The organism is Oerskovia douganii, assembly GCF_015142735.1.
In the GTDB taxonomy this organism is placed as follows: domain Bacteria; phylum Actinomycetota; class Actinomycetes; order Actinomycetales; family Cellulomonadaceae; genus Oerskovia; species Oerskovia douganii.
In genome coordinates, this window is sequence record NZ_JACSPN010000011.1 from 39,013 (window position 1) to 50,734 (window position 11,722).

9 protein-coding genes are annotated in these 11,722 nt (G+C 73.9%); 7 read left to right on the plus strand and 2 right to left on the minus strand.

What is annotated here, in order from left to right; all coding sequences use genetic code 11:
* Positions 1-30: 30 nt before the first annotated feature.
* Positions 31-2,514: a DNA gyrase/topoisomerase IV subunit A gene (locus tag H9623_RS09920; RefSeq protein ID WP_193719891.1), complete on the minus strand. Its 2,484-nt coding sequence runs from the start codon at positions 2,512-2,514 to the stop codon at positions 31-33.
* Between the two features lie 188 nt (positions 2,515-2,702).
* Between H9623_RS09920 and H9623_RS09925 the strand changes: the two genes are divergently transcribed.
* From H9623_RS09925 to H9623_RS09940, 4 genes are all read left to right on the plus strand, one after another.
* Positions 2,703-5,534: a bifunctional acetate--CoA ligase family protein/GNAT family N-acetyltransferase gene (locus H9623_RS09925; protein WP_193719892.1), complete on the plus strand. Its 2,832-nt coding sequence runs from the start codon at positions 2,703-2,705 to the stop codon at positions 5,532-5,534.
* A gap of 51 nt (positions 5,535-5,585) precedes the next feature.
* Entirely contained in the window at positions 5,586-6,185 is a 600-nt protein-coding gene (locus tag H9623_RS09930; RefSeq protein ID WP_193719893.1) for a DUF5998 family protein, read from the plus strand.
* Between the two features lie 5 nt (positions 6,186-6,190).
* Positions 6,191-7,354 carry an alkaline phosphatase family protein gene (locus H9623_RS09935; protein WP_321575377.1) on the plus strand — a complete coding sequence of 388 codons (1,164 nt, stop codon included), beginning with the start codon at positions 6,191-6,193 and terminating at the stop codon, positions 7,352-7,354.
* Between the two features lie 119 nt (positions 7,355-7,473).
* Entirely contained in the window at positions 7,474-8,139 is a 666-nt protein-coding gene (locus H9623_RS09940; protein ID WP_193719895.1) for a thymidine kinase, read from the plus strand.
* A gap of 15 nt (positions 8,140-8,154) precedes the next feature.
* Here H9623_RS09940 and sepH read toward each other — a convergent pair whose 3' ends face one another.
* On the minus strand, positions 8,155-9,468 hold the full coding sequence (sepH, locus tag H9623_RS09945) for a septation protein SepH (RefSeq protein ID WP_193719896.1): 1,314 nt from the start codon (positions 9,466-9,468) through the stop codon (positions 8,155-8,157).
* A gap of 133 nt (positions 9,469-9,601) precedes the next feature.
* On the opposite strand from sepH, the gene H9623_RS09950 reads away from it, so the two are divergent.
* The 3 genes from H9623_RS09950 to H9623_RS09960 all read left to right on the plus strand — a co-directional run bounded on the left by H9623_RS09950 (position 9,602) and on the right by H9623_RS09960 (position 11,655).
* Entirely contained in the window at positions 9,602-10,252 is a 651-nt protein-coding gene (locus tag H9623_RS09950) for a trimeric intracellular cation channel family protein (protein ID WP_321575378.1), read from the plus strand.
* Positions 10,253-10,255: 3 nt separating this feature from the next.
* On the plus strand, positions 10,256-11,113 hold the full coding sequence (locus H9623_RS09955) for an inositol monophosphatase family protein (protein WP_407671890.1): 858 nt from the start codon (positions 10,256-10,258) through the stop codon (positions 11,111-11,113).
* A 242-nt stretch (positions 11,114-11,355) separates the two neighbouring features.
* Positions 11,356-11,655, plus strand: coding sequence for a DUF4193 domain-containing protein (locus H9623_RS09960; RefSeq protein ID WP_030152516.1), 300 nt, complete (start codon positions 11,356-11,358; stop codon positions 11,653-11,655).
* Positions 11,656-11,722: the final 67 nt, after the last annotated feature.

Here is an 11,722-nt window from a genome sequence, read left to right on the forward strand (position 1 = left end):
CGTCGGCGGGCTGCTCCGCCGCGGGACCGGTCAGCCGATGCCGATCGCGGTGATCGGCGCCTCGAGCGGTGCGCCCGAGCCGTCGCGGCGCTGGTCCACGGCGGGGAGGTCGACGGGCTGACCCGCGGACCCCACGGCCCGGCCCGGCCCGCGACCCACCCAGGCGAGGATCAGGGTGTCCTCGCCCTTGAGGAAGCGGTGGGCGCGGACGCCGCCCGTGGCCCGGCCCTTGCCGGGGTAGAGCTCGTAGGGCGTGACCTTGCCGGACCCGGCCTGCGTCCCGGGCAGGGCGTCGGCGGAGCCTGCGACCGTCACGACGGTCATGAGGTCGCGGCTCGCGGCGTCGATCACGCCGAAGAACGTGACCTGCTGCCCCGCGGCGAGCTTGATGCCGGCCATCCCGGCCGCGCTGCGCCCCTGCGGACGGACCGCGGACGCGTCGAAGTGCAGCAGGCTCGCGTCGGAGCTCACGAACACGAGCTCGTCCTGGTCCGTCACGGGGGCGGCCCCGACGACGCGGTCGCCCTCCTTGAGGGAGATGACCTCCCAGGCGTCCCGGTTGGTCGGCATGTCGCCCGCGATGACCCGCTTGACGACCCCGCCCGCGGTCCCGAGGGCGAGGGTCGGCGCGTCGGGGTCGAGCGACACGATCGTCAGGGGCTTCTCGCCCGCCTCGAGGCTCACGATCTCGCTCAGGGGCACCCCACCGGACAGGCTGGGGGCGCCGTCGGTCGGCGGGAGCGCGGGCAGGTCGAGCACCGAGAGCCGCACGATCCGTCCTGCGCTCGTCACGAGCCCGACGTCGCTGCGCACGCTCGCGAGCACCGCGCCGCTCAGGGCGTCGTGCGAGTGGCGGCGCCCGCCGGTCCCGGGCTCGGTCGCGTCGCCCGTGCGGGCCAGCAGCCCGGTCGCGGACAGCAGCGCCCAGCACGGGGTGTCCTCGACCTCGAGCGGCACGGCCGAGACGGTGCCCAGCACGCCCTGCGCGGACGTGGGGGAGGCGCCCGCGGACTCGAGGAGGATGGTGCGGCGCGGGGTGCCGAAGACCTTCGCGACCTCCTTCATCTCCGCCGAGACGACCGCGCGGAGCTTGGCGTCGTCGCCCAGGATCTCCTCGAGCTGAGCGATCTCGAGGCGCAGCGCCTCCTGCTCCTTCTCGAGCTCCAGGCGCGAGAACTTGGTCAGGCGGCGCAGGCGCAGCTCGAGGATGTACTCGGCCTGGGGCTCGGAGAGGTCGAAGACCTCGCGCAGGCGGGTGCGGGCCGTGTCCGTGTCGTCGCTCGAGCGGATGACCTGGATGACCTCGTCGATGTCGACGATCGCGAGCAGCAGGCCCTCGACCAGGTGCAGGCGTTCCTTGCGCTTGGTGAGGCGGTACGACGAACGGCGGCGCACGACGTCGATGCGGTGGTCGACCCAGACCGTGAGCAGCTCGCGCAGACCCAGCGTGCGGGGCTGGCCGTCGACGAGCGCGACGTTGTTGATGCCGAACGAGTCCTCGAGGGGCGTGACCTTGTAGAGCTGCTCGAGCACGGCCTCGGGGTTGAAGCCCGTCTTGATCTCCACGACGAGGCGCAGCCCGTGGGCGCGGTCGGTGAGGTCGGTCGCGTTGGTGATGCCCACGAGCTTCTTGGACTTCACGCCCTCGGCGATCTTCTCGATGACCTTCTCGGGGCCCACCAGGTAGGGGAGCTCGGTGAAGACGATGCCCTTGCGCTTGGCCGTGATGTTCTCGATGCGGGCCGTGGCCCGGGTGCGGAACGAGCCGCGGCCCGTGCGGTAGGCGTCGCGGATGCCGTCGAGGCCGACGATCTTGCCGCCGCCCGGCAGGTCCGGCCCGGGGATGTAGCGCATGAGCGCGTCGAGGTCCGCGTTCGGGTGCTTGATGAGGTGCTGGGCAGCGGCGACGACCTCGACCAGGTTGTGCGGGGCCATGTTGGTCGCCATGCCGACCGCGATGCCCGCGGCGCCGTTGACGAGCAGGTTGGGGATCGCCGAGGGCAGGACCTCGGGCTGGGTCAGCTTGTTGTCGTAGTTGGGGATGAAGTCGACGACGTCCTCGTCGAGCCCGACCGTCATGGCCATCGCGGCGCTCGCGAGCCGGGCCTCGGTGTACCGCGGGGCGGCAGGACCGTCGTCGAGCGACCCGAAGTTGCCGTGCCCGTCGACGAGGGGCAGACGCAGCGAGAACGGCTGGGCCAGGCGGACCAGGGCGTCGTAGATCGCGGTGTCGCCGTGCGGGTGCAGCTTGCCCATGACCTCGCCGACGACGCGCGCCGACTTCACGTGGCCGCGGTCCGGGCGCAGGCCCATGTCGGACATCTGGAACAGGATGCGGCGCTGCACGGGCTTGAGCCCGTCGCGCGCGTCCGGCAGGGCGCGGGCGTAGATGACCGAGTACGCGTACTCGAGGAAGGACCCCTCCATCTCCGTCGTGACGTCGATGTCGATGATCTTCTCGTGGACCTCGCTCGGGTCGAGCGGGGCTTTCGAGGCGGACGGTCTGCGCGCCATGGGTCGTCGGGCTCCTGCGGGTCGATGGGTCGGGCGGGGCGGCCGGCGCGCTGCCGGCCGGTCTGACGGCCGGGCACGCGCGCTCGTCGGCGAACGGTAGCGCGGGGCACCGACATCCGGCCTCACATTCTCCCGCGTGCCGGGCGTGCCGCCGACCAGCGTGCTCGCCGACCAGTAGCCTAGGCCGGGTGAACGGACACGACGTCCCGGCCGGACCAGGCCCGACACCGCGGTCGGCCGAGTACCCGGTCGAGTGGGAGGCCGACGTCGTGCTGCGGGACGGCACCACGACCCACGTCCGTCCCATCCGGCCCTCCGACGCGGACGCGCTCCAACGCTTCCACATGGGGCAGAGCGAGCGCTCGACGTACCTGCGCTTCTTCGCGAACATCGAGCGGCTCTCCGACCGCGACCTGCGGCGCTTCACGGTCGTCGACCACTCCGAGCGGGTGGCGCTCGTCGCGGTCAAGCGCGTGGGGGAGGACCTGCGCGAGGACATCATCGGCGTCGCGCGCTTCGACAAGGTCACGCCGCACGAGGCCGAGGTCGCGTTCAACATCGCCGACGCCGAGCAGGGGCGCGGGCTCGGGTCGGTTCTCCTCGAGCACCTGGCCGCCGCGGCCCGCGAGCGGGGCGTGCGCCGGTTCACGGCCGAGGTCCTGCCGCAGAACGGCAAGATGCTCGCGGTCTTCCAGGAGGCCGGCTACGTGGTGAGCCAGCACGTCGACGACGGCATCGTGGCAGTGAGCGTCGACCTCGACCCGACGGACCGCTCGCGGGAGGTCATGGCGGACCGGGAGCACCGTGCGGAGGCACGGTCCATGCACGGCCTGCTCACGGCACGCCGGGTCCTGCTCGTGGGCCCCGGCCCGACGGCGGCGCCCGGCACCGCGGACCGGCTCCTGGCCGAGCGCGTGCTCGCCAACGCGCTGGCCGACCCCGGCGACGCGACGTTCGAGGTGGTGGGTACGGCCACGGCCCCGGTCGAGGAGCCGGTCGCCGAGCTCGACGACGAGCCGCTCCCCGCCGTCCGTCACCGGGCCGGCATCGCGGACGTCCCCGGACCCGTGGACCTCGCGCTCCTCGCCCTGCCGCCGCGCGAGGCGATCGCCGCCACGGCCGAGCTCGAACGCCTGGGGGTGCGCGCCGTCGTCGTGCTCTCCGCGGGCTTCGCCGAGACCGGGCCGGACGGTCTGGCGCTCCAGCGCGACCTCCTGCGCACCGCGCACACCGCGGGCATGCGCGTCGTGGGCCCCGCGACGTACGGCCTCCTGACGACGCACCCGGGGCACCGGCTCAACGCGAGCCTCGCGGAGGTCGTGCCTCCTGCGGGCAGCATCGGGATCTTCTGCCAGTCCGCGCCCACGGCCGTGACGCTGCTCGCGACGGCGCTGCGCCGCGGCATCGGCATCTCGTCGTTCGTGTCCGCCGGGCACCGCGCGGACGTGTCGGGCAACGACCTCATGCAGTTCTGGCAGGACGACCCGGAGACCTCGGTCGTGTGCCTGTACCTCGAGTCGATCGGCAACCCGCGCAAGTTCTCCCGGATCGCCCGTCGGCTGGCCTCCGTCAAGCCCGTCGTGGTCGTGACCGCCGGACGATCGGGGCAGGTCGTGCCGCCCGGGCACGCGGTCCGTTCGACCCGCGCCCCGCGGCGCACGCTCGACGAGATGCTGCGCCAGTCCGGCGTGATCCACGCCGACAACACGCACCACCTCGTCGACATCGCCCAGCTCCTCGCGAACCAGCCGCTGCCGTCCGGGCGCCGCATCGGGATCCTCGCGTCGTCGGCCGCGCTGACCGCGCTCGTCGCGGAAGCCGTGGTCTCCGCGGGGCTCGTGGTCTCCGACCGGTCGACCTTCCTGCCGGAGGACGCCGACGACGAGCAGGTCGACACCGCGGTCGCGGCGCTCTACGCACCGGACGCGTGCGACGTCGTGGTCGCGGTGCACGTCCCCACGGTGCGCCCCCGCGTCGGCACGGTCGCCCGGGCCGTGGCCCGTGCGGCGGCGGCGAGCGGGCGCACCACGGTCGCGAGCGTCCTGGGGCTGCACGGGCTCGCGGACGAGCTCAGCGCGCCCGACCCCGCGGACCCCGACGGCCCGCGCGTCCACGTGCCCGCCTACTCGACCCCCGAGGACGCGGTCGCGGCCGTCGGCGCGGTGGTGGGCTACGCACGGTGGCGCGAGGCCGACCACGGCACGGTCGACCGGCCCGCCGGCGTCGACTCGGACCGGGCCCGCGCGATCGTCGAGGGAGCCCTCGCCGGGGACACCGTGGTCGACCTCGACGCGCAGACCGCGTCGGAGCTCCTCGCGGCGTACGGCATCGAGCTGTGGCCCTCGCGCCGCGTGCGCACGGCCGACGAGGCCGTGGCCGCGGCGCACGAGATCGGCTGGCCCGTCGCGCTCAAGAGCACGGCCGAGTCCCTCCGTCACCGCGCGGACCTCGGCGGGGTGCGCCTCGACATCGGTGACGAGGACGAGCTGCGCGACGACGTCGACCAGATGCGTGCGGCCCTCGCCGCCGTCCTGCCGACCCGCGGCCGCGCGGCCCCGGCCCAGCCAGGGGACGACCCCGACGGGCAGGTCGCCGGACCCGCACCCTTCGAGGTCCAGCGCATGGCCGACGCAGGGGTCGCGTGCGTCGTGCGCTCGACCGAGGACCAGCTGTTCGGCCCCGTGGTGTCGTTCGGCCTCGCGGGCGACGCGGTCGACCTGCTGGGCGACGTGAGCTACGGCGTGCCGCCGCTCACGGACACGGACATCGCCGCGATGGTCCGGTCCGTCCGCGCCGCGCCCCGTCTCTTCGGGTACATGGGGGCGCCCGTCGCGGACACCGCGGCGCTCGAGGACCTGCTCGCGCGCATGTCCCTCATGGCCGACGAGCTGCCCGAGCTGCGCAGCGTCGAGCTCTACCCCGTCGTGGTCGCCGAGCACGGAGCGGCGGTGCTCAGCGCGCGCGTCCAGGTGGCCGGGGCGCAGCGAGCCGACGCCCTGCGGCGCGCTCTCCCGGGCTGAGCGCGCGGAGCGGGCTGGCACCGCCGCACCGCGCGGTGGGAGAATGCCCGGGTGCCATCTGCTGAATCTCCCTCCCGGACCGACCTGACCTCCCAGCTGCGCCGCGCCGGCTACTACCCCGAGCTCGTGCAGGACGTCCTCGACGTCGCGATCGCGGACGAGGACCTCGTGTCCCACCTGGTCTACGTCGAGACCACGTTCGACGTCGAGGTCCGCCGCCATCTGACCGTCCTGGTCCTGACACCGACCCGGCTCATCACCGCGCACGTCGACGACCATCCCGCCGACAGCGAGAACCCGTCCGCCTCGGCCGCCGCGACGACCGAGTCCGTGCCGATCTCCGAGCTCCGCTCGGTCTCGCTGTCCCACGTGGTCCTGGACCCGGAGAAGCACCGCAGCGGCACGCCGCCCATCGAGGTGACCCTGGCCATCGGCTGGGGGGCCGTCTCCCGGGTGGACCTCGAGCCCGCGCAGTGCCCGGACCCCGGCTGCGAGGCCGACCACGGCCTCACGGGCCAGATCACGCCCGACGACATCGTGGTGCGCGTGAGCGCCGAGGCCGAGGGCCGGGACGCGGTGCGCAACGCGCTCGCCTTCGCCCGGGCCCTGTCGACCGCGACGACCCACGGCACGGGCCGGGCGACCAGGTGACGGTCGTGCCGGAGGTCCTCCCGGACGGTCTGCTCGCTCCTCGGTACGACGGCCTCGCGCTGAGCTCGGTGCTCCCCGGTGCGGCGGGGGCCCTGGGCGTGGACCTCGTGACCGCGACCGGGACCGCCTCGACCCAGGCCCGCACGGACCTCGGTCTGCCCGTCGCCGACCGCGTGTGCGTGGTGCTCGTCGACGGCCTGGGCCACGCGAACCTCAGCGAGCGTGCCGGCCACGCGCCGTTCCTGCGCTCGCTGCTCGGCTCCTCGCGCGTCCTCACGTCGAGCTTTCCCAGCACGACCGCCGCGGCGATCGGCACGTTCGGGACGGGCACCTCTCCCGGCCGCACGGGCATGCTGGGCTACACCCAGCGCGACGCGACCTCGGGGCGCCTCGCGAACATGGTCTCGTGGGAGGGCGCGACGGCGCCGCGCGAGCTCCAGCAGGAACCCCCCGTGCTCGAGCGCCTGGCCACCGCGGGGGTCGAGGTCTCGTCGGTGGGGCCCGCCCGGTTCGCGGGCTCGGGCATGACCGTGGCCGCACTGCGCGGCGCCCGCTACCTCGCGGCCGAGTCCATCGCGGACCGGGTCGACACCGTCGCCTTCGAGCTCACCGCCCCCGGCCTCGTGTACCTCTACTGGGGAGACGTCGACAAGGCCGGCCACCACCACGGCTGGCGGTCGCGGCAGTGGGGCGACGCGCTCTCGGACCTCGACCGCGAGCTCGGTCGTCTGGCCCGTTCGCTGCCGCACGGCACCCTGCTGCTCGTCACGGCCGACCACGGCATGGTGGACGTCGACCGCTCGAAGCGCTGGGACGTCGCGACGACCCCGGAGCTGGCCCGCGGCGTGGAGCTCGTGGGCGGCGAGCCCCGCGCGGTGCACGTGTACGCGCGCGGGGACCAAGCACCTGCCGTCGCAGCGCGCTGGGCGGCCGTCCTGGGGGAGGAGGCGCTCGTGGCGCTGCGCGAGGACGCCGTCGCGGCCGGCTGGTTCGGCCCCGTCGCGGAGCACGTGCTGCCCATGATCGGCGACGTCGTCGTCGCGATGCGCGGACGGGCCACGGTCGTGGACTCGCGCACGCAGACCGCGGCGTCCCTGCAGCTCGTGGGCGTGCACGGGTCGCTGACCCGCACGGAGATGCAGGTCCCGCTGCTCGTGACGACCACCTGAGCACGACCACCTGAGCACGCCCGCCCGAGCACGACCCGCCCCGGCCGCCCCCCGAGCGCCACCCGAGCGCCCGAGCCCCCCGCAGCGGACCGAACCCCGAACACGAAAGGCCCACGACCGTGGCAGAGCTGGTCTTCTTCTCCGGCACGATGGACTGCGGCAAGTCCACCCTCGCCCTGCAGCTCGACCACAACCACGCGGCGCGCGGTCGGTCGGGGCTCAAGTTCTCGCGCAACGACCGGGCCGGCACCGACCGCCTCTCGTCGCGCCTCGGGCTCGAGGTCGCCGCGCACGAGGTCCGCGACGAGACCGACTTCTGGACGTTCGTCGTGGACGCGCGGCGGCACGGCGAGACGGTCGACTACCTGATCTGCGACGAGGCCCAGTTCTACTCGACCGCTCAGGTCGAGCAGCTCGCGCGGCTCGTCGACGAGGTCGAGATCGACGTCTTCGCGTTCGGCATCACCGCGGACTTCCGCAGCCACCTCTTCCCGGGGTCCGCGCGGCTGATCGAGCTCGCGGACCGCGTCGAGGTGCTCCAGGTGCAGGCGTTGTGCTGGTGCGGGGCGCGCGCGACGCACAACGCGCGCACGGTCGACGGCTGGATGGTCGTCGAGGGCGAGCAGGTCGTGGTGGGCGACACCGACAGTGCGAGCGAGATCGCGTACGAGGTCCTGTGCCGGCGACACCACATGCGGCGCATGACGTCTGTCTCGGCGAGGCTCCGCTCGATGCCGGCCGACGCCCTGACCCTCGACCTCCCGTCCGACCCCGGCGCCGCCTGAGGCGGGGCGGGCGGGTCAGTGCTCGGGCTTGGCGCCGAACACGATCTCGTCCCAGCTGGGCACGCTCGCCCGAGGCTTGCGCCCGCTGCGGCGGGGCTCGGCCCCGTGACGGGACTGCTCTCCTCGGTCGCCGGGCGCGTCGCGGCCGGCGCGCACGGTGCCGACCGGCGCCTGGGCGTCTCCGTGCTCGGTGTCGGAGCCGGGCTCCCGGTCCGCGTGCCCGGAGGGGCTGTCCGCGGTGCGGCCCGACCCGGCGGGGTGGTTCTCCCGGGCCTCCTGGTCGGGAGGCTCCTCGGAGGGGTCACGGGGGTCGTCCCTGCCTGCTGACGGCTCCCGGTGCCCCGACCGCGAGGGGTGAGCGCCGTCGTCGGGCCCGCGGTGCGAGCCCTGGCGGGGTCCCTGGCCCAGGGTGAAGACCTTGGCGCCCTCGGGCTCCTCCTCCGCGCGGGGGGTGTCGCGACGCGACGCGCCCTGGCCCAGGTCGAACGTCTGGGGAGGGCCGAAGCCCTCGAAGAGGGAGGGCTCGTCGTCGCGGTGCTGACGCACCCCGCGGCGCAGGCTGAGGTCGTCGAGGATCGAGGTCGTCTCGTCGTGCAGGGGGAGGGGCTCGACGCCCCGGGCGCCGTCGTCCTCCCGGCCTCGTCCCTCAGGCCCGGCCTCGCGCGCCCCGGACCGTTCCGCCGACGCCGCCGACGTGGCCTGCCCGCCGCCGCGTGCCGCGTGGTCGAAGATGGCCCCGCGCACGCCTCGGGCGGGCTCGTCCTCCGGAGCCGTGCCCGACAACCAGCGGGCCTCGTCCTCGAGCGCGTGCAGCGAGCGCGCCTGCGGGTCGTACGACCACCGGGCGCTGCGTGCGCGGTCACCGATGAGGAAGAGCGCCGTGACGGTCCATGCCCCGCCGTGAGGGCGGGCGGCGGACCACTCGACGTCCTCGGGCTCGACGCCGCGGGCGGTCAGGCGTTCGGTGACCATCTCGCCCAGCGTGGGCGAGTCCTCGTCGTGGCCCAGCCGGTTCTTGCGCACCTGCTCGACGACGAACTCCTGCTCGGCGAGCACGGGCCCCTCGAAGCGGCGCACCTGCTCGATCGGGATCCCCGCCTTCTCGGCGACCTCCCGCGCACTGTGCCCCGCCCGGAGCTGGGACTGGATCTCGCGCACCGGGAGGACACCGGGGGCCTGGGCGCGCAGCTGTTCGAGCTGGGTGCGGTCGCTGCGCACCGCGGCGCGCAGCGCGTCGTCGATGGGCAGGGTGAACCGCGCACCGTCCGCCCCGGCGAGGACGAGGGTCTCCCCGTCCTCGTGCAACCTCACCAGCTCGAGCTCGTTCATGAATCCTCCAACGCCGTGCAGACCGGCTCGTCGCCGGTGGGCCTGCACTCCCGAGAGTGCCATCCCGGTGAGCCCACGCGGCGCAGGCGGCTCGGTGTGCCGCGTTCCGGGGTCTGCTGGGATGATTCTCCCCGTGATCGAGTTCCCCATGTACGACGCCCTCGAGCTGGGCGCCGTGTTCTGCGCCGCTCTGTCCGGCGGGCTGTCCGCGATCCGCAAGTCCTTCGACATCTTCGGGGTCCTCGTGCTCGCCTGGGCGACGGGCCTGGGCGGCGGGATCCTGCGCGACGTGATGATCGGTGCGACGCCTCCCGTGGGGATCTCGAGCTGGCGCCTGGTGGTCGCGGCGCTGGCGGCGGGCGGCGTCATCTACTTCTTCCACCCGCGCCTCGAACGGATGCGGCGGGGCATCGTGGTGCTCGACGCCGGGGCCCTCGCGCTCTTCGTGATCGTCGGCACGACCAAGGGCCTCGAGTACGGCGTGGGCATGATGGCGGCGATCATCGTCGGGACCCTGACCGGGATCGGGGGAGGGATCCTGCGCGACCTGCTCACGAGCGAGTCCCCGCTCATCCTGCAGGACCGGCAGCTGTACGCGGTCCCGGCCCTCGTGGGCGCGTCGATCACTGCGGTGCTGTGGACCCAGGGGTGGCTCACGCTGTGGAGCCAGCTCGCGACGATCGCGCTGATCTTCGGCTTCCGGCTGATCTCGCTGCGCCTGGGGTGGACGGTCCCGGGGCCGTGGTCGGGGCGTCGAGGAGGAGCGGGATCGGGCAGGATGTGAGGCGTGAGCACCTTCAGCGACGACCTGCGCCTGCCCGACGACGTCACGATCGCGGGGCTGCGCGCTCTCGCCGAGCGCATGGCCCGGGAGGCCGGGGCGCTCGTGCGCGACGGCCGGCCCGAGCGCGTCGAGGTGGCGGCGACCAAGTCGAGCGCGGTCGACGTCGTGACGGCCATGGACGCCGAGTCCGAGGCCCTGCTGCGCCGGATCATCGCCCGGGAGCGTCCCGACGACGCGATCCTGGGCGAGGAGGAGGGGGCGTCCGCCGGGACGTCCGGCCTGACGTGGGTCATCGACCCGATCGACGGCACCGTCAACTACCTGTACTCCGTGGCGTCCTACGCGATCTCGGTGGCCGTGGTCGCGGGACCGCCCGACCCGGAGCGGTGGACCGCGCTCGCCGGCGCGGTGCACTCGGTCGTCGACGACCGGACCTGGACCGCCGGACGCGGGGAAGGGGCGACGCTCGACGGCGAGCCCGTGGCGGTCAACCCCGCGGGCCCGCTCGCGACGTCGCTCGTCGGGACGGGCTTCGGGTACGACGCGGACCGCCGTCGGCGCCAGGCGCAGGTGCTCGTGGAGGTGCTCCCGGAGGTGCGCGACATCCGTCGCCTCGGCTCGGCCGCGATCGACCTGTGCCTGGTCGCGTCCGGCAGCCTGGACCTGTACTACGAGCGCGGCCTGAACCCCTGGGACCTGGCTGCCGGGGCGCTCGTGGCCCAGGAGGCCGGGGCCGCAGTGACCGGCCTGCGCGGGCGCGCCGCCGGGGCGGAGATGACGGTCGCCGGGGCCCCGCAGTCGGTGTCTTCGCTGGTCGCGCTGCTGGAGGCCGCAGGAGCGGATTCCGACGTGGGCCGATGAGCGGATCGTCGGGATCGTCGGGAGGGTGACGAGGAACACCCGAGGCTGAGGGTGCGCCCGCGCGGTAAATGGTGCAGAATCCGTTCGCCACCGGGAACAATTCTCGGTAGCAGAGCATTACACCGCGTACACCAGTCAGGACGTCCAGATTGCGCGTCCTACGGAGTGCCTGTTCGACGGCCTTCGCCGGACCGAACGACCCCCATGTTCGACCCACGACGTTCCGGAGTGTGACCCCACAGATGGCAACTGACTACGACGCCCCCCGCAAGAGCGAAGAGGATCTCAGCGAGGACTCGATCCAAGAGCTGCAGGCCCGTCGCTCCGACAAGAGCTCGGGCGTTGTGGACGAAGACGAGACCGAAGCAGCGGAAGGGTTCGAGCTCCCGGGCGCGGACCTCTCCGGCGAAGAGCTCTCGGTCCGCGTGCTGCCTCGACAGGCTGACGAGTTCACCTGCTCGAGCTGCTTCCTCGTGCACCACCGCAGCCAGCTCGCGTACGAGAAGAACGGGCAGCAGATCTGCTCGGAGTGCGCGGCCTGACGGCCTGAGCCCCAACGACGGACGGCCGCCCCCCCCCCCCGGTGGGGGGCCGCCGCGCGGCCCGGGG

Coding starts and splice junctions, on each gene's coding strand:
- H9623_RS09920 (WP_193719891.1), bottom strand. CDS start 2,514: ATGGCGCGCAGACCGTCCGCCTCGAAAGCCCCGCTCGACCCGAGCGAG.
- H9623_RS09960 (WP_030152516.1), top strand. CDS start 11,356: ATGGCAACTGACTACGACGCCCCCCGCAAGAGCGAAGAGGATCTCAGC.
- sepH (WP_193719896.1), bottom strand. CDS start 9,468: ATGAACGAGCTCGAGCTGGTGAGGTTGCACGAGGACGGGGAGACCCTC.